Here is an 18,557-nt window from a genome sequence, read left to right as displayed (position 1 = left end):
ATCATGATTCCACGGTGTCTGTCCAGCCATAGCCCTGTGCGTAGTTTTACTTCACTGAGAGTGTGCAACGGTGTCCTCCGTCTGGGTCTCTTCATCGGTGCTCTGCTCGCACTCAGGTTCCCCGTCTTCTGTGTCCTCCTGATCTTCATCTTCATCCTTGCTTAGGGGGTTCTCCATTCCGCCCCAGCGTGCGGCATCCAACTGTTGGCGTGAGGACTTGGTGATGTCGGCCCAGGTCTGCCAGGCGGCCCGGTCCAGCCCATCCTGGCTGCCCCAGCGAGTATCCCGGTATTTATGATCCGAGATTCCACGGGATACGCCGCTTCCGATGTTGAGGCCTGCGCTTAGGATGGACTCCTCCATGGTCTCGTCGTCGTTGAGGATGAATTGCTTAGCGAACACCCCGCTGGCCTGGTTTAGTGTTTCAAAACTGGCGCCCTTCACGCCCTGCCAAATAACTGCCTTTACCTGCTTCCACCTGGAGTCATGTCCCCAGAGTGAGTCGGGTTCGCGGAATTCCTGACCGCTGTTTCGGATATCAGGCGAAGCGTCGACGTTGGCCAATCCCCCATGTGGCTGAAGTCGGACCGGGCCATCCGTCCAGCTGCGGAGGTTGGTGACGGTCGCCTGCCCGTTCTGATCGATGCCGGTGCCCCAACTCTCAGCGGGCTGGTCGCCGTCCTTGGGCTTGGTCAGTCGTGCCTCAACCTGGCCCTTGTTATCGATATGACTGAGGACCCGAGGTGAGTCCGATCCATCGGTGGGTTTGAAGCGCATCTCCACTGAGCCATCCTGTGCCTGCCGGATGGTTCCTGTTCCGGAATCAGCTTTGGGTGTGGTGGTTGTGGTGCCCTGAGAGGAGATGTTGACCTGCTCCGTGCCCGTGTCATGTCGGACGTTCCCACGCGAGTCGATCGTGGTCACCTCACCGGTGGAGTCGTTGCGCAGGTGGACGTCGACCCTTGCTGGTAGCTCAGGCCCCTGGGGGTGGGTCTCACGGGTGACCGTGTATCCACTGGTGTTGTCGCTGATCTGCACGGTCCAGTTCTCGGAGTGCAAAAGACTCTTCTTCCAGGAAATCTCCACCGGCTCGCCGCTTGAATTGAGGGTGACTGACTTCTCCCGGCTGTTTGGTGCACTGCTCCAAGTCAGGGTGGAGTTGCTCGAGGAGTCAGGGGAAGAGATGGTCACCTGAGACGCCTCGGTTTCCGCGTGTTTGGACACGGTCACCTCCACCGTTTCGGCTCGGGTGGTGGTGTTGCCATTGCCGTCCCGGGACACGGTCGGTCCGTCCTCTCCCAGAGGCCGGACGGAGAGATCCGCATCGTCGTTTCCGGTGCGCTCGGCGCGGAAGCCGTGGTGCTCGACGGTGGTTTCCCCGGTCGCCGGGTTGCGGCTCATGTCCGGCCCGAACACCGCGACACTGTCCTTGATGTTGTGCACGGTGCTGGTCTTGACCGTGCCGGAATCGTCCCGCACCACCGCGGTCTCGGTCTTCCGCCTGGTGCTGGCGGGTGCATCCTTGTCCATGACGAGTCGAGGCCCGTGGGTCTGGTTGGACACACCGCTGGAGTTGGACAGGACGGTGCTGTTCGCCTCCTGGTACGAACCGCCCCGGTCCGACATGCGCGTACCCTCGGCGCTTGCCGTGACCACCTGGTTCCGCGAGTTGGTGACGCTGACCGTCCGGTCCGCGGACAGCACCGGCTGGTTCGGCTGATCGTGGTTCACTCGGACCTCGGGGCTCAGGCGCGGCGAATTCCCGAGGTTGGGGAGTTCGTCCGATAGTGACTTGTCCGAGGGGAAGTTCACCTCGTGGACGCCGCCGTCCGGGGAAGTGACGGTGGAACCCGTACTGTCCACCTGCACGCTCGTGCCGTCGCTGGTGTCGACCGTTATGGCCCCTTCCTCCCCGGTGCCGCGGGTCGCCGAGGAAGCTGGTGCGGTGACGGTGACACCGGTGGTGCCGTCGGGGTTACGCACACCCTGGATGTTCTGGCCATCGGTGAACCGGACCTGGCCGCCGGACCCGGCGGTGATCTCCGCGCCGGTGCTGTCCCGACCGCTCACCGTGCCGTCGTTGGTCGTCTTGGCCTGCCAGGAGTTGTCGCCGGAGCCACCCGAGACGGTGGTGCCGTCGTTGGCGGAACTGACGTTGATGCCGTCCCCGCCGTTCGGGGTCAGGGTGAACCCCTCTCCCCCGGTGTCGATCCGTGCCCCTTCGGGGCCAGTGGTGACCACGGTTCCGTTATCGCCGATGGCGCTGGTGGAGGTCCCGTTGTGGTGGACGAACTCCTCCCAGGAGCGCTGGTTCGGGCTGGTGCTGGCAGTGTCCCCGTCCCGGGTGGTGGTCAGGTCACCGTTGGACGTCTGGCTCGTGGTGCCGTCGGTGGACGCGAACAGGCCATCCGGGCCGCGTGCGATGGTCTCGCCGCCCGGGTTGCCGCCGATCGCGTAGCCGGAGTCGGTGGAGACGTTCACACCACCGGACTCGGGGTGGTGCATGTTCAGACGGTCCGAGCCGCCGAGGTCGACGGAGACAGTGGTGTCGTGTCCACCTGAGCCGTTGGGGCTGAGTTCGATCGAGAACCCGTCCTGGGGCGAGCGCACCTGCTGAGGGGCGGCTCCGGCAGGTGTGCCCGGCTGGGCCGTGGCCGGGGAGGGTCCGACCTCGATCCCGTCCGCCCTGTTGACATAGGTGAAGGAACCGTCGCTCTGGCGTACCGTGCCGGGTATGCCGTCGGCGGGCGGGTTGTCCGGTGCCGGGCGGCCCTGGGCGTCGAAGTGCCAGGACTGGCTGCCGTTGGTCAGGGTGATGCCCTGGCCGTTGGGGCGCACGGTGAAGTTGGGGTGGGTGACGGAGCCGTCGGGACGTGTGGTGACCCGACCGTTGCTGAACCCTCCGCTGGGGGACCGCTGGGGGATGTTGGTCGGCCAGATGGCGGGAACCACGGGTACACCGGCGGCGTTGAGCTCGAAGGTGCGCTCCTGGTCCTTGACCGTGGTGGTGCCCTGCGCGTCCCGGGTGAGTGACAGGCTGCCGTCGGCGTTGCTGATGCTCACCTCCGGTCCTTTCTCACTGGAGGGCCGTGTCTCCACGGTGCCGCTGGAGTTGGTGGCCGTGACGCTGCCGTCGGTGTGGTTGATGCTGTGGCCGCCGACACCGCTGCTGACGTCGTACCCGTCGGGCCGCAGGGAGGTGCTGTGGTCCTGCTGGGTTACGGTCGCGCTGCCGTCTGGGTGGACGGTGGCCGGGCTCCCTGACTCCTGGGGGGTGAGGGTGACGGGTGTGTCACCGGGCCGGACGGTGGTCTCCCCTGCGCCGGAACGCGTGACCGTGGTGCCCTCGGGGGTGGTGATCCGGGTGCCGTCGTCGTTGCTCACCCGGACGTTCCCCGAGTCCGTGGGAACGGTGACCTCGTTGCCGTCACGCGTGTAGGAGGGGCCTTCCGAGCGGTCGGGGGCCGAGGTGTCACGCTGCCCGTTGGGCGCGGTGCCGTCACTTCCGGTGGAGTCGGGGTGGTCCTGGCGGGGCGGTCGGGACAGGGCCAAGTCCCCGCTTGACCGGTTGCCGCTACCGCTGGAACCGCCGTCCACCTGGAAGTCTCGGTCCCCGGACCCGGACCCGCTGACGACCAGCTGCTCGTTGGGCCCGACCATGACGTCGGCCTCGCCCTGCCGGGAGAGGTCCGCGGAGGTGCGTGGTTCCCCAGATGCGTCCGAGGGAGACTCGTAGCGGATCGAGCTGGAATCGCTGTTCCCGGAGTGGCCGGGGGTGTCGCTCACGGTGAAGGTACCGAAGTCCCCGGAGCTGGTGACCTGGGGGTTGCCCGACTCGGTCGGGGTGATGGTGGTCTCCGCTGGAGAACCGCTGTTCGAGGGGGCACTGTTGTTCGGGCTGCTGGCGGGTGTGTTGTCACCGGAGCCACCGGTGTTGTTGTTGGATACCGGTGCGTCGTTGCTACTGCTCGGGGAGGGGGTGTCGGCGGGTGTCGAGGAGGTGCCCCCGGAACCGGAGGAGGACTCGAGTACGGACGAGCCCCCGTCACTACCGCTGACGGCCGCGGGGGGAGTCTCGATGGTGGTGGACGCGGGGTTTCCGTCCGAGGAGAACTCCTGGTGCACCGTTGCGGTGCTGGAGGAATCCCCGACTGTGATCGTGGAAGAGGACAACGAACCGTCCGGCGCGAACTCCGAGGTGCTGCTCGGTGACCCCGGGGTGTCCCCGAGGGTCGTGGTGGCCGTGCCTCCGGAGCCGTCGCCGCTCGGGACGAACTCGCTCGATCCGCTTCCGAGGTCGGGGCTCTGGTCGTTGACCCCGAGCGGGCTGCTGACGCCTTCGGAACCGGCCAGGGAGTTGGTCCCGAACATCGCGCCGAACGCGTTGTGGTCATTGGCGGTGCCGACGACGGCGCCAGGGGCACCGGTGGCGGCGCCCAGTACGACGGCACTCAGGAAGTCGGGGTTCTCACCGTCAAGCATCTTGCCCACCTCAATGACCGAGTTTCCCGCGGCACCGGTGGCGCTGTCCCTGGAGACGTTGATGGCCATGTCCACGGCCAGACTCTGCCCCGGCGAACCGTTCAGGGTCCCGGTACGGGCGGCCTGGGTGAAGTTCGAGGTCCGTGTCAGCACGTTGGAGACCGTGTTGCCCACGGGGGTGGAGCGCAACGCGTTGGCCGTGTTCTGCAGGTTCGTGCGGATGGGGCCGGGCTTGGCTGACCCCGCCCTGTTCATCAGGTTTCCGAGGCGGCCGGTCTTGCCCAGGGCCCGCAGCCCCGCGACACCGGGGATCATGCCGACAACGCCCATACCGATGGTGGCCCAGGTCTCCCCGTTGTTCCCGAGCTTGCCCTCCTTGTGGAGCATCGTCAGGTCGATTGCCAGGAAGATCGCGCCGACGAGTGCGGCTGCGAGGATGGCCCAGCCAGCGCCTGGGACGAACAACAGCGCGATACCCACCACCACCGCGGCGATGAAGTAGATGACCGGGTTGTCACGCAGGTAGTCGACGACCCCGTCCCACGCGTCCAGCAGCTGCTCGTCCAGGTCGCGAGTGGCGTCGTTCAGCGCTTCCGCGGCGATGTCGGCCGCGGTGGTCAGATCGGCGAGGACATTCAGCGCAGTTGCCGTGTGCTCGTCCAGCCGCTCCTCCGCATTCTCGCGTGCCTCCTCGCTCAGATCCTCGTTTTCGGCGCTGAGGGCGGACGCCTTCGCGAGTACGGCCGCGGTCCTGCTCTTGTCCCGGGCCAATTCCAGAGCGTCGATATAGGGCCCGTAAGCGTTGACCGCAGCCCGATAGGTCTCCTTGGCGTCCTCGAGCTTCTTCGGTAGGTCCTCCATCTTCTTCGAGAGCTCGTCCATCGCCTCACCGGAGCCGTAGTCGTCCGCCTTGCCGAGCGACTCCAGAGCCTCTTCCAGACGATCGACGATGCCCTCGTAGTGCTCCTTGACCTCCTTCACTTCCTCGGGGTCCCAGGGGATGGGGTCAGTTCCGGCGGGTAGGAAAGACCAGTCGTAGTGGGTTCGGGGCAGAGGCATGCTGGGACCAGGGACCTTCCGGGCTGACGAGACCGAGGGCGGACGGCTGCACTTTTCAGTACGGCTCTGGGGGCGACTGGGTTCAAGTCGGGGCGAAGTGGGCCCCGTGTTCGCTCTCCGTGTCGGGATCGTAGTCTTGTGTCGCGATTTCGCACATTCAACCCCTGGAGGTTCCCTTGAGCGCCCCTGCCCCCGATGCGTCCAGTCAGCCGGAACAGCCCGCCCCCGAAGAGGTCTCCCACTTCTCGCTGACCCGCGTCTTCCCGATCCTGAGATACGTCGGTTGGACCCTGGGCGCTGGGATGTTCCTCTTTGCCGTCAGCATCGTGGTCAGCACGGACACCCCGTGGTGGGCGCTCCTGATCGCCGGCGGTTTCTGCCTGTTCATCGCTGCCGTGTTCTCCGCGACCGGGACCGTCTCGGCCGACCTGACCAAGGGGGTCCTGAAGATCCACGGCCTCAAACACCAGGCCAGCGTTCCCGTGGGCGCGGTCGCCTACATCGGCCGCGCCGAGTTCAGCAAGCGGGACGCCAACCGGATGAGCCGACTCAACATGGTGGGCCGCGCCGGTCCCGGCCTGGAGATCGTCGCTCGCGACGCCTCCTACGTCACCGTGCGCGCCGATGACGCCGACGAGCTCCTGCAGGCGATGGCCAAGGCCGGTGTGCACCCGGGTGCCTTCCAGCGCACCTTCCCCGTGGACCAGGTCGACTACAAGCACATCCACGAGGTCCAGCGGGAGCAGCGCGGGAGCGCCCCCGCCTGATGGGTGGGGCGGTAGTAGGCGGTGCCGGGGTATGCCTACGGGAGCGGCGATCTGGCCGCTTCTGGCCAGGTAAGCGTGGTATCCGCTGATACGGCGTGGTTCGGCATGAGGTCCCGGGGCCTCAAAGGCTAGGATGCAGTGCTCGGTTCGCTTGTGCGCAAGGCTCTCCGTCTTGGCGCAAGGCGCCCCGGTTTCCCCCGGAGTCCCTCCGCCCCCGCCCTCGCATCTGTGAGATCCATGAGTCCTGCCCCGAACGCGGCCCTCCTGCCCGCCACGGCCACCGACCTGCTGCCCGTCGATCCCGCCGAGATCGGACCCCACCGGCTGCTCAAGCGCCTGGGCGCGGGCGGCATGGGTGTCGTGTACGCGGCCCAGGCCCAGGACGGGTCCCTGGTCGCGGTCAAGGTGATCCACCCCGAGTTCGCGGCCGACCCCGATTTCCGCGGCCGCTTCGCCCGCGAGGTCGAGATGCTGGCCCGGGTCGGCGGTGCCTGCGCGGTGCCGCTGCTGGCCGCTGACACCGAGGGCGCCCAGCCCTGGCTGGCCACGCCGCTGGTCCGCGGGCTCACCCTCAACGCCTACCTGCGCGAGAACAAGGGCCCGCTGCCCTCGATGCTGCTGCACGGCCTCGCGGTGGGCATCGCCGAGGCCCTCGCGCAGATCCACGCCGCCGGGGTGGTCCACCGCGACCTCAAACCCGCCAACATCGTGGTGTCCCCGGAGGGCCCCAGGGTTCTGGACTTCGGTATCGCGCGCGCCCTCGACCAGACCGCGCTCACCCGGACCGGCTCCTTGCTCGGCTCCTCGGGCTGGATCAGCCCGGCGCACTACCGCGGTGAGCCCGCCAGCACCGCCGACGACATCTTCGCGTGGGGCGCCCTGATCACCTATGCGGCGACCGGTCGGCCCCCGTTCGGCGGTGGTGACCCCTCCGCGGTCGCGCACCGGGTGATGAGCGGCGAACCCGACATGGAGGGCTTCGAGGGCCCGCTCGCCGACCTCGTGCGCCGGGCGCTGTCCAAGGACGCCGACCAGCGGCCCACCGCCATGGCCCTGGTGATCAGCGTGATGCAGCTGGTCAACATGGGCCGCCCGATCTCTCCCATCGAAGGGCCGACCTCGGCGGGGACCGCCGTCGCCGAGACCCTCCAGGCCACCTGGCACGGGGTGCGTACCCCGGAGGAACGGGAGGTCGCGGTGCCCAGGCGGCGCCGCGGCGGCAAGCAGGGCAAGGGCGGCCGGAAGGGGCTCGCGCTCACCGCGGCCGCCGTCGCCCTGGTGCTGCTCGCCGGAATGGGCGTCGGCGGGGTGGCGGTCGTCAACAACTGGGACTCCCTGCCGATCGCCGCGTGGTTCGGCGGAGACGAGGACGACGGCGGGGGCGCGGCGGACGGCTCGGACGCGGCTGATCCCGACCAGTCCGCTGTCTCGGCATCGGAGGACGACCCCTCGGAGGAACCTTCCGACCCCTCCGACGAGGACGCGGACTCGGATGGCGAGGCCGACGGGGAGGGCTCCGAGGACGCTGACGACGAGGACGGTTCGGACGGCGGCAGCGGACCCACCACCACGATGGCCACGGTCGGCGCCGGGGTGAGCGCCTCCGGTTCGCACCCCTCGGGCACCCACGTCGTGGCCTTCCAGCCCGCGAACGGCTCCGGTCAGTACGCCGTGCTCGACGGCGCCACGGTGGTGTGCGCCTGGAGCTTCTGCCAGGGGGAGGGCGGCAGTATCGGCAACGGCGATGCCGGTTCGGTGTCCTCCAGCCCGGCCGCCCTGGCCGGTTACGTCAACAGCGGCAGCCGCACCATCTCGGCCGAGGTCACCTACACCGAGAGCGGCGGCACCGTCACCATCACCCGGATCGTGGAGCACCACAAGACCAGCGGCAGCGGAACCCCGCCCTGGTAGGAGGAGGAGAAGTGCCGAAGTCCCTCGCCCGCTGGATCTCCTGCGGGCTCGCCCTCACCCTGACCGCGCTCCTGGTCAACCCCGCGCCAGCGGCGGCCGCGCCCTACAACGGGGTCTGCGGCGACGGTTACAACGTGGTCAACAGCGCCTCCATCACCGGTGGCACCATCTACCTCACCTACAACAACTCCAACGGGAAGAACTGCGTGGTGGTCGTCCGCTCCAACGCCGGGGCCGCGATGAACATGGACGCGGTGCTCAAACGGAGCAACTCCACCTCCTGGACGCGGGACCCGGGCAACTGGACCATGTACGCCGGTCCGGTCCACCTGGAGGCCGCGGGACAGTGCGTGGACTGGGGCGGTGTGATCGGCGACGAGTGGGTCGTGCGCAACGGCACCAACTGCGGCTGAGAGGTGCGGAGGCGCAGAGGTATAGAGGCGCGAGGTATAGAGGCGCAGAGGTGCAGGTGGCGCTCCGTGTTGGAGTGGCTACCCGGGCTGGTAGTTTTTTCCTGGTTTGCCCACTAATGCAAGGAAAAAGCTATGAGCTCCCCCGGTTCCGGTCCCCAGCCGGAGACCCCCGCCTCGCCCGGGCCGCAGGCGCCCCAGGACGTGCGGTACGACTCCTTCACCGTCGTCCACCCCATCGCGCAGGTCATCACCTGGCTGATCGTCGCGGGCCTCTTCATCGGCGGCATGATCACGGTCTTCGTGGACGAGAACGCGCCCTGGTGGGCGGCGATCTTCGTCATCCTCGTGAGCCTGTTCCTCTTCTTCGGGCTCAAGATGCTGGTGGGGGTCAGCTACTCGCTGCGCTCCTCCGTCATGGAGATCATGGCCGGATACCGGAGGGTCAAGATCCCTGTCGGAGCGGTCGGTTACATCGGCCGGGCCCGGTTCCCCGGCCGGATGGCCATGCGGATCAGCCGGTACAACCTGGTCAGCGCGTCCGGTGAGGGAGTGGAGATCGTGACTCGCGACGGCAAGTACGTCACCGCGCGCACCAAGCACGCGGACGAGGTCATCCAGGCCTTCCTGGACGGGGGCATGCACCCCGACACCCTCCGGATCCCGTTCCCCCGTGAGGCGGTCAAGTACAAGCACCTGGACAAGATCGAGCGCGCCGAGCGCGCCTGACCTCCGATGTCCGGTGCGGGTCCGGTGCGGGCCAGCGTCCGCCGGAAGCAGAACCGAGGGCTGTCGGCCCGGGCCGTGCTCCCGGACCGGCGGCCCTCAGCGCCTCTCAGGCCCGGTAGGACGTGAAGGAGTGAAGGATCCGTACCGTGGGAGTTGCCGACCTCCCAATCGGAGGTCTCATCGCTCTTCTCCCGGCTCTGCCACCGGAAGGGCGCCTCCATCATTCGTGGATGGCGTCGCCCGTGTGAACGGCCTGGCGAAACCGCAGTTCACATCGGCGGGGTGCGATCCTGTGCCCGACGCCACACCCCGGCTGGTCGGAGTCGAAAGCGGTTCTCTACCATCTCGGAGTATGGACGTCCCTGAGAGCGGGGCCGCCGGTACCGCGGCCCCCAACCTGGCCGAAGGCTTCCCGGCGGCCACACGTGAGCGGTGGCGCGAACTCGTCGCCGGGGTGCTGCGCAAGAGCGGTGTCGCCGAGGACCGGCTCGCCGACACCCCCGAGTCCGTGCTGGCCACCCGCAGTCACGACGGCTTCGACATCGAACCCCTCTACACCTGTGAGCCGCCCGCCGCCGACCCCGGCTATCCGGGTCTGGCGCCCTTCACCCGCGGCTACCGTCCGGGCGGGGGAGTGGCCGGGGGCTGGGACATCCGCGCCCGGCACACCGATGCCGACCCCGACGAACTCCGCCGCCGCATGCACAACGACCTCATGAACGGCGTGAGCTCGCTGTGGGTGGCCGTGGGGGAGAGGGGGGTTCCGGTCGACCGGCTTGCCGAGGCCCTCGCCGACGTCTACCTCGACCTCGCCCCCGTGGTGCTCGCCGCACCCGGACCGGACGCCCTGGCCGCCGCCACCGCCCTGCTCCAGGCGCACGCCGACGCCGACGTCCCCGACGGCCGGGTCATCTCTCACCTGGGCCTTGACCCCCTCAGCACGGCCGCCCTAGCCGGGGAATGCCCCGACCTGAGCGGCCCCGCCGACTTCGCCGCCGAACACGCCGCCCGCTACCCCGGGCTGGGCCTGTTCATCGCCGACGGCACCCTCGTGCACAACGCGGGCGGTTCCGAGGCCCAGGAGATCGGCTCCGCGATCGCCGCCGGAACCGCTTACCTGCGCGCCCTCACCGCAGCCGGACTGGAGTTGGCTGACGCCGCCCGCCGGATCGAGTTCCGGCTGGCCGCCAACGCCGACCAGTTCTCCGTCATCGCCAAGCTCCGCGCCGTCCGCGCCATGTGGAACCAGGTACTCCAGGCCTGCGGCCTGCCCGCCGACCAGCGCGGCATGAGCCTGCACGCCACCACCTCGGACGCCATGCTCACCCGCCGCGACCCGCACGTGAACATGCTCCGCACCACCGTGGCCTGCTTCGCCGCCGGGGTGGGCGGCGCCGACGCGGTCACCGTCGCGCCCTTCGACTCCGCGGTGGGCCTGCCCGACGACTTCGCCCGCCGGATCGCCCGCAACACCCAGTCGCTCCTCATCGAGGAGTCCCACCTGGCCCAGGTCATCGACCCGGCAGGGGGCTCCTTCTACGTCGAGGCCCTCACCCGCGACCTCTACACCGCCGGATGGGTCTTCTTCCAGGAACTGGAGCGGGCCGGAGGCATCGCCGCCGCCATCGAACACGGCGAACTCCGTACCGCCGTGGACCGGCTCTGGGAGCGGCGCCGCCACGACCTGGCCCGCCGCACCGCCCCGCTCACCGGGGTCAGCGAGTTCCCGGACCCGCACGAGAAGCCCCTCGTCCGCGAACCGGATCCCGCCTACCCCGCGCAGGTCAAGGGCGGTTTCCCGGTCCGCCGCTACGCCCAGGACTACGAGTCCCTGCGCGACCGGTCCGACGCCCACACCGCCGCCACCGGTCGGCGTCCCACCGCCTTCCTGGCCACTCTGGGACCGGTGGCCGCCCACACCGCACGGGCTTCCTTCGCCACGAACCTCCTCGCCGCGGGCGGGATCGCGGTCGACAACCCTGGCCCGCTCGGTGACGCCCAGGCCGCGGCGACCGCCTTTACCGCCTCCGGCAGCCGGGTCGCGGTGATCTGCTCCTCGGACAAGGTCTACGCCGAACACGCCGAGGCGGTCGCCCGCGCGCTCAGGGGGGTCGGCGCCCGCCGTGTCCTCCTGGCCGGGGCGCCCCGCGACGCCTACCGGGAGGCCGGGGTGGACTCCTTCGCCCACAAGGGCTGCGACGCCGTCGCCCTGCTCACCGATCTGGTCGACGTGATCCTCACCGATCCCCCGGCCACCACGACCGACTCCGCCCGACCCGACTCCACCGGGCCCGACACCACCCAGGGGGCGAGAGCATGATCCCCGACTTCTCCGACGTCGCACCCCAACCGCCCGCCTTCACCGGCACCGACCAGGATGCGCAGGGCGGTCAGAGCGAGGCCGACTGGCAGCGCGCCCTGGAGGACAGCACGGGCAAGGCCGCCGACGCACTGGAATGGGAGACCCCCGAGGGCATCGGGGTCAAGCCGCTCTACACGCCGGCCGACCGCGCGGGACTGGACTTCGTGGACGGGCTGCCGGGCATCCCGCCCTACCTGCGCGGGCCCTACCCGACCATGTACGTCAACCAGCCGTGGACCATCCGCCAGTACGCGGGCTTCTCCACCGCCGAGGAGTCCAACGCCTTCTACCGCCGCAACCTCGCCGCCGGTCAGAAGGGCCTCTCGGTCGCCTTCGACCTGGCGACCCACCGCGGCTACGACTCCGACCACCCCCGGGTGGCGGGCGACGTGGGCATGGCGGGCGTGGCCATCGACTCCATCTACGACATGCGCCAGCTGTTCGACGGCATCCCGCTGGACAAGATGAGCGTGTCCATGACCATGAACGGCGCGGTGCTGCCCATCCTCGCGCTGTACATCGTCGCCGCCGAGGAACAGGGTGTCTCCCCCGAGAAGCTGTCGGGGACCATCCAGAACGACATCCTCAAGGAGTTCATGGTCCGCAACACCTACATCTACCCGCCGCAGCCGTCGATGCGGATCATCTCCGACATCTTCGCCTACACCTCGCAGCGGATGCCGCGGTTCAACTCCATCTCCATCTCCGGCTACCACATGCAGGAGGCCGGGGCCACGGCCGACCTGGAGCTGGCCTACACCCTTGCCGACGGTGTGGAGTACATTCGCGCAGGTCAAAAGTCCGGACTGGACGTGGACGTGTTCGCGCCCCGGCTGTCGTTCTTCTGGGCGATCGGGATGAACTTCTTCATGGAGGTCGCCAAGCTGCGCGCCGCCCGCCTGCTGTGGGCGCGCCTGGTCAAGGACCTGGGCGCCGCCAAGGACAAGTCGCTGAGCCTGCGCACCCACTCCCAGACCTCCGGCTGGTCGCTGACCGCGCAGGACGTGTTCAACAACGTCGGGCGCACCTGCGTGGAGGCCATGGCCGCGACCCAGGGGCACACCCAGTCGCTGCACACCAACGCCCTGGACGAGGCACTGGCCCTGCCCACGGACTTCTCCGCGCGCATCGCCCGCAACACCCAGCTGCTCCTCCAGCAGGAGTCCGGCACCACCCGCGTGGTCGACCCCTGGGGCGGCAGCTACTACGTGGAGAGCCTCACCCAGCAGCTGGCCGCCAAGGCGTGGGCGCACATCCAGGAGGTCGAGAAGGCCGGGGGCATGGCCGCCGCGATCGACGCCGGACTGCCCAAGATGCGCATCGAGGAGGCGGCCGCCCGCACCCAGGCGCGCATCGACTCGGGCCGTCAGCCGGTGATCGGCGTCAACAAGTACCGGCCGGACACCCCCGACGAGATCGACGTGCTCAAGGTCGACAACTCCAAGGTCCGCACCGAGCAGCTGGACAAGCTCCGCCGTCTGCGCGAGGAGCGCGACGGCGACGAGGTGCGGGCCGCCCTGGACGCCCTCACCGAGGCAGCCGGGCGCGAGTCGAAGGCCGACGAGAACCTCACCAACAACCTGCTGGCCGCCGCCGTGAACGCGGCCCGGGCCAAGGCGACGGTCGGTGAGATCTCCGACGCGATGGAGAAGGTGTTCAACCGCCACTCCGGCCAGATCCGTACGATTGCGGGTGTGTACAAGGACGAGGTGGCCGGGAGCGCCGACGCGGCCCACCTGATGGACCGGGTGACCGCCCGGGTCGACGACTTCGCCGAGGCCGAGGGCCGCCGCCCCCGTATCCTCGTGGCGAAGATGGGCCAGGACGGCCACGACCGGGGCCAGAAGGTCATCGCCACGGCCTTCGCCGACCTCGGGTTCGACGTCGATGTGGGCCCGCTGTTCCAGACCCCGACTGAGGTCGCCACCCAGGCTGTCGAGGCCGACGTGCACGTGGTCGGGGTGTCCTCGCTGGCCGCCGGGCACCTCACCCTGGTGCCCGCGCTGCGCGCGGAGCTGGCCGAGCTCGACCGCGAGGACATCATGATCGTGGTGGGCGGGGTCATCCCGCCGGGCGACTTCGAGGAGCTCCGCCAGGCCGGGGCGGCCGCCATCTTCCCGCCCGGCACGGTGATCGCCGAGGCCGCGATCGACCTGCTTGACCAACTGGAGGAACGGCTGGACCCGGCGGCGGGAACCGGACTGGAAGGAGAGTGACCGTGGCGGTGCGCGGGAGGCGTCCGGTGGACGTGGACGCCCTGACCGAAGGGGTCCTGTCCGGCCACCGGCCGACCCTGGCCAGGGCGATCACCCTGGTGGAGTCACGCCGCCCGGACCACGCGCGGGCCGCCCAGGAACTCCTGGTGCGCCTGCTCCCGCACACCGGCAAGGCGCAGCGAGTCGGGATCACCGGCGTGCCCGGTGTGGGCAAGTCGACCTTCATCGACGCGCTCGGCACCCGGCTCACCTCCCAGGGGCACCGGGTCGCCGTGCTCGCGGTGGACCCGTCCTCGACCCGCACCGGCGGCAGCATCCTCGGCGACAAGACGCGCATGGCCGACCTCGCGGTGGATCCGAACGCGTTCATCCGGCCCTCGCCCACGGCGGGCACCCTGGGCGGGGTGGCCCGGGCGACCCGGGAGACCATGCTGCTCATGGAGGCGGCCGGGTTCGACGTGGTCCTGGTGGAAACGGTGGGGGTCGGCCAGTCCGAGGTCACCGTCGCCGCAATGGTCGACTGCTTCCTGTTCCTCACGCTGGCCCGCACCGGCGACCAGCTCCAGGGCATCAAGAAGGGTGTGCTGGAACTGGTGGACGTGGTCGCGGTGAACAAGGCCGACGGCCCGCACGCCGACGACGCCCGCAAGGCCGCCCGGGAGCTCTCGCGCGCCCTGCGGCTGCTCCAGCCGGTCCACCCCGAGTGGCGGCCGCCGGTGCTGACGTGTAGCGGCCTGACCGGTGACGGCCTGGACGAGGTGTGGGAGACCGTGCTCGAACACCGCCGGGTGCTGGAGCGCGACGGCGCCCTCGCCGAACGGCGCAGTTCCCAGGGGGTGAGCTGGATGTGGGACCAGGTCCGTGACCAGCTCATGGACACGTTCCTACGGGACCGCGGTGTGGCCGGACTCATCCCGAGGATGGAGTCGCAGGTGCGTTCGGGTGACACCACGGCCACCCTCGCGGCGCGTACTTTGTTGGAGTCCTTCACCCAGAGTGATGGAGTTCAGGGCGGACGGAATCGACCTGAGCGGGCCGAAGGTGACGGCGAGGACACCTGAGACACAACGGACCGCACCGGGGTTCATGTCGTGAAATAACCTACGGTAAACGGGTGATTCCGCCCTGGCCAGAGGGGGTTCTCGCCCATGAGGCGAAAATTTCTTGCCTGATGGCATTCCCGTGGGAGCGGTTCGCTTATACCGTGTGTGTCCAACGACTTACCAGACCGCTCGGGCGCGCAAGTGTTTCCCCTCACCGGACCGGCTCTGTGGGAGTGGAGCCGGGTCCGGTAGTCGTTCCCGGCCGGGCTGCGTATGGTTAAGCGAGGGACCCCTCAGCATCTGAACGTGGGGCCGGGAGGAGTGAACGTGCACAGGCTTGGGCTGAGCACGCGGTTCGAGAGCCGCAGCGTCATCGTCGCGATCGAGGGAGAACTCGACATCGCGACCGCCGCCGACCTCCAGGAACACATCAGGGCCGCGATCGATGACCACGGTCCGTGGCTGATCCTGGACCTGTCCGCCCTGGAGTTCATGGACTCCAGCGGGCTGAACGTCATCATCAGCGCCTATCGGACCATCCGTGAGCGGAACGGTTCGCTGTCACTGGCGCACCTGAACGAGCGCGTTACCAAGATCGTCCGTATGGTCGGTCTGCACCGCCAGGTTCCGGTCCACCAGACCGTCGCCACCGCCGTCGCGGCGATGGAGGCTCTGGAAGCCAAGCGCCAGGCCGGCTGACCGCCACACGAAGCATCCACTCCCGGGTTCGGTGAGCCCCTCCCGGGACCACAACAGCCACGGACGTCCCCCGATCCCGCGCCCCGCCCCGGGCGCGCTCTGAGCTCTGCCCGGGGTACGGTCCGCCGGAGCGGGTCCTCCGAAGGAGGCCAGCCCGCGGATCCCCCTGTGGACAACCGGATGCGGGCCGCCCGTTTCGGTAATAATCGGGGGCATCGACACACAGAGCCGTACCCCCCGGACCTCCCGCCGCCTCTCCGACGCCCTGATCCGCCAGCAGATCCGCTTCCAGAACAACCCCCGCCGCGCGGTACGCGTGGCGGGGGCGGCCTTCGGCCTGCTCCTGTTCCTGGCCATGGCCCTCGGCCTCTTCCTCGCCTTCGACGACCAGCCCCTGTACCTGCTGCTCGTCCTCGCCTTCCTCGGCGCGGCACTGGGCGCACCGCTCTTCGTGGTCACGCTCCTCGCCCTCCTGAACAATTCGGTGGGCGGGCGCGTGATCCCCGCCGAGACCGACCCCGCCGACGTGCGCGCCGCCAGAAGAGCGCTCCGGTCCGGCGAGCTTTCGGGCAGGCCGGAGGTGGACCGGATCGCCAGAGCCCTGGCCTCCCAGGCCCGCGGACAGGAGATGCCGCTGTGGATGTACGCGGTGCTCTTCACCCTCGTCGGCGTGATGAACCTGGTCTACGCCTGGAGCCGGTACGGGGACCACGGCGGCTGGCACTGGATGGCGGTCCTCGGACTGGCGGCGGGGGTGTTGATGCTGGTGGGTACGGCTGTGGGTCTGCCCATCGAGGCTCGGCAAAGACGTCGGACCCGCGCCTTCGCGGCGGCCTACACCGCCAGAGGCGAGGAAGACAGACCGAAGGGCCCCGAGAGATCCTGAGGCAGGCAAGGGGACGGCAGAGCAATGGTCTCGGACTGGTAACGGATTTTACGGGTAGGTGTGTGGCATGAACGAGCACACGACATACCTCCGGTCCGCTCGCCGACATCCCAGGGCCCTGTTCGGCCAGGTGCAGATCTACGCGCAGAACAACCCGCGCGCCTACGCCGTCAGGGCCGTCCTCATCCTCCTGCTGCTGCTCCCGCCTGCGGTCCTCTTCGTGGGTCGGCCCGAGGACTGGCCGCAGATGCTGCTGTTTCTTCGCGTCGCGGCCGTGCCCGTGGTGGTCGTTGGTGCTGTGATCATCCTGTTGATGCCGTGGTCCGTGCGCCGAATGCTGGGCGGGTCGGTCCTGCCCCCGGACACCGACCCGGTGGACCTGCTGGAGGCCAAACGCCAGCTGCGCCGAGGGGGCCTGCACGAGCGGCAGGAAGTCAACCGGGCTGCTCGTTTGGTCGCTGCCCAGGCCGAAGCCAAGATCAACTCGCCCCAGGCCATCACCGTCGTCAGCCTGTTCGGACTGCTGGGCTTCGCCTTCATTACGACGGTCACCTACCTGGCCGTCGGTCCGGGCGCCGACTTCTGGCTCGCCGTGTCGTTGACCCTGCTGTTCCTGGTCTACATGCTTTTCCTCAGGTCCTGGGTCAAGCGGTACCGCCAGCGCGCCCGTGACTTCGCCGAGGCCTACGACGCCCGCCGGGACGAGGCCGAACAGGAGGGGCATCCCCAGGAGAGCTGACCGGCCCCCAGTCTCCGGGGGCTGGTGCGCCACCTCCGGAGCGGATCACCGATCCGGGAGCCAGCCTTGCGGCTCAGGGCGCGGGGAGGAAGCCAGGCGGCCGGTATCGACGGTCTGGCGGGGCCCAGTAGTCTCGGGGCGGAGTTCCTCCCGGGGTGCTGCTCCAGTAGGCATTGCGCCCAGGTGGTCGGATGCGTAACATTCCATCGAATCGATTCGACAACGGACGGGGCAGTGCGGTGCGGATCTCCGATGTGGCCCGGCACGCCGGGGTCTCACCGAGCACGGTCTCCTACGTCCTCAGCGGGAAGCGGTCGATCTCGGAGTCGACCACGCGCCGGGTCCGGGAGAGCATCGAAGCACTCGGATACCAGCCCCACGCCGGAGCGCGCTCCCTGGCCAGCCGTCGCAGCAACGTCATCGCCCTGGTCGTCCCCCTGCGCGACGACGTCCACGTCCCCGTCGCCATGCGCTTCGCGGTCTCCGTCGTCACCGCCGCCCGCACCCACGACCACGACGTCCTGCTGCTTACCCAGGGGGAGGGTCCGGACGGCCTGCGCCGGGTCGCGGGCAGTGCCATGGTGGACGGCATCATCGTCATGGACGTTGAGGCCGACGACGCGCGCGTACCGGTCCTGCGCTCCCTCGGCCTGCCCTCCGTGCTCATCGGGGTTCCCGAGGACACCGCCGGCCTGACCTGTATAGACCTCGACTTCGCCGCTGCGGGCGCGCTGTGTGTGGACCACCTGGCCGATCGGGGACACACCGACATCGCCTTCGTCGGCCAGCCGCCCTCGGTGTACGAGCGGCGCACCGGCTTCGCCGAGCGGACCCTCGCCGGATTCGAATCCGCCGCGGCGCGCCGCGGCGTCCGAGCCACCAGCCACCCCTGCACCCCCGAAAGCGCCGACCGCGTCGCGGACGGCCTCCAGCGCGAGCGCCCGGAGCTCACGGGTGTCATCGTGCACAACGAGCCCTCGGTCGGCCCGTTGCTGGACGCCTTCGCCGAGCACGGCCGGAGCACCCCGGAACTGTCCGCCCTGGTGATCGGCCCCTCGCCGCTCGCTCCCCGGCCTCTGACCTCGGTGGACCTGCCCGCCGAGGAGCTCGGCGGCCGTGCCGTCGGCCTGCTCGTGGACAAGATCGACGGCCTCGGCGAGCCCGGGGTCACTCTGCTGGAGCCCCGGCTGACTGAACGGGGCAGCGTCTCCCCCCGGGCCTGAGACCCGCCCCTCGACCCGGTCCCGAACCGAA

At 69.2% G+C, this 18,557-nt stretch carries 12 protein-coding genes; 11 read left to right on the top strand and 1 reads right to left on the bottom strand.

All coding sequences use genetic code 11. The annotated features are described in order from the left end of the window. Window positions 1–51: 51 nt before the first annotated feature. Window positions 52–5,541 carry a hypothetical protein gene (locus D457_RS0114735; RefSeq protein ID WP_020480260.1) on the bottom strand — a complete coding sequence of 1,830 codons (5,490 nt, stop codon included), beginning with the start codon at window positions 5,539–5,541 and terminating at the stop codon, window positions 52–54. A gap of 176 nt (window positions 5,542–5,717) precedes the next feature. Between D457_RS0114735 and D457_RS34115 the strand changes: the two genes are divergently transcribed. From D457_RS34115 to D457_RS0114680, 11 genes are all read left to right on the top strand, one after another. Further along, on the top strand, window positions 5,718–6,308 hold the full coding sequence (locus D457_RS34115; RefSeq protein WP_017581434.1) for a hypothetical protein: 591 nt from the start codon (window positions 5,718–5,720) through the stop codon (window positions 6,306–6,308). A 237-nt stretch (window positions 6,309–6,545) separates the two neighbouring features. Further along, on the top strand, window positions 6,546–8,219 hold the full coding sequence (locus D457_RS0114725; RefSeq protein ID WP_026116665.1) for a serine/threonine-protein kinase: 1,674 nt from the start codon (window positions 6,546–6,548) through the stop codon (window positions 8,217–8,219). Window positions 8,220–8,230: 11 nt separating this feature from the next. After that, a complete protein-coding gene (locus tag D457_RS0114720; protein ID WP_017581433.1) occupies window positions 8,231–8,632 on the top strand; it encodes a hypothetical protein in 402 nt (133 codons plus the stop codon). A gap of 132 nt (window positions 8,633–8,764) precedes the next feature. Continuing rightward, the gene (locus D457_RS0114715) at window positions 8,765–9,358 is read left to right on the top strand and encodes a hypothetical protein (RefSeq protein WP_017581432.1); all 594 of its coding nucleotides are present in this window, start codon (window positions 8,765–8,767) and stop codon (window positions 9,356–9,358) included. Between the two features lie 352 nt (window positions 9,359–9,710). Continuing rightward, the gene (locus tag D457_RS0114710; RefSeq protein WP_017581431.1) at window positions 9,711–11,678 is read left to right on the top strand and encodes a methylmalonyl-CoA mutase family protein; all 1,968 of its coding nucleotides are present in this window, start codon (window positions 9,711–9,713) and stop codon (window positions 11,676–11,678) included. After that, window positions 11,675–13,936, top strand: a complete 2,262-nt coding sequence (gene scpA, locus D457_RS0114705; RefSeq protein WP_017581430.1) for a methylmalonyl-CoA mutase — start codon at window positions 11,675–11,677, stop codon at window positions 13,934–13,936. The genes D457_RS0114710 and scpA overlap by 4 nt, the downstream gene beginning before the upstream one ends. Further along, on the top strand, window positions 13,933–14,997 hold the full coding sequence (meaB, locus tag D457_RS0114700) for a methylmalonyl Co-A mutase-associated GTPase MeaB (protein ID WP_017581429.1): 1,065 nt from the start codon (window positions 13,933–13,935) through the stop codon (window positions 14,995–14,997). Before scpA ends, meaB begins: the two co-directional genes overlap by 4 nt. Before the next feature lie 309 nt (window positions 14,998–15,306). After that, entirely contained in the window at window positions 15,307–15,678 is a 372-nt protein-coding gene (locus D457_RS0114695) for an STAS domain-containing protein (protein WP_026116664.1), read from the top strand. Window positions 15,679–15,994: 316 nt separating this feature from the next. Then, on the top strand, window positions 15,995–16,564 hold the full coding sequence (locus D457_RS0114690; protein ID WP_017581427.1) for a hypothetical protein: 570 nt from the start codon (window positions 15,995–15,997) through the stop codon (window positions 16,562–16,564). A gap of 67 nt (window positions 16,565–16,631) precedes the next feature. Continuing rightward, the gene (locus D457_RS0114685; protein ID WP_017581426.1) at window positions 16,632–17,303 is read left to right on the top strand and encodes a hypothetical protein; all 672 of its coding nucleotides are present in this window, start codon (window positions 16,632–16,634) and stop codon (window positions 17,301–17,303) included. Between the two features lie 239 nt (window positions 17,304–17,542). After that, window positions 17,543–18,526: a LacI family DNA-binding transcriptional regulator gene (locus D457_RS0114680; protein ID WP_017581425.1), complete on the top strand. Its 984-nt coding sequence runs from the start codon at window positions 17,543–17,545 to the stop codon at window positions 18,524–18,526. Window positions 18,527–18,557 lie beyond the last annotated feature (31 nt).

Source organism: Nocardiopsis valliformis DSM 45023 (genome assembly GCF_000340985.1).
GTDB lineage: Bacteria > Actinomycetota > Actinomycetes > Streptosporangiales > Streptosporangiaceae > Nocardiopsis > Nocardiopsis exhalans.
This window is presented reverse-complemented; position numbering and strand designations above follow the sequence as displayed.

Coding starts and splice junctions, on each gene's coding strand:
- D457_RS0114735 (WP_020480260.1), bottom strand. CDS start 5,541: ATGCCTCTGCCCCGAACCCACTACGACTGGTCTTTCCTACCCGCCGGA.
- D457_RS0114725 (WP_026116665.1), top strand. CDS start 6,546: ATGAGTCCTGCCCCGAACGCGGCCCTCCTGCCCGCCACGGCCACCGAC.
- D457_RS0114715 (WP_017581432.1), top strand. CDS start 8,765: ATGAGCTCCCCCGGTTCCGGTCCCCAGCCGGAGACCCCCGCCTCGCCC.
- D457_RS0114710 (WP_017581431.1), top strand. CDS start 9,711: ATGGACGTCCCTGAGAGCGGGGCCGCCGGTACCGCGGCCCCCAACCTG.
- scpA (WP_017581430.1), top strand. CDS start 11,675: ATGATCCCCGACTTCTCCGACGTCGCACCCCAACCGCCCGCCTTCACC.
- D457_RS0114685 (WP_017581426.1), top strand. CDS start 16,632: ATGAACGAGCACACGACATACCTCCGGTCCGCTCGCCGACATCCCAGG.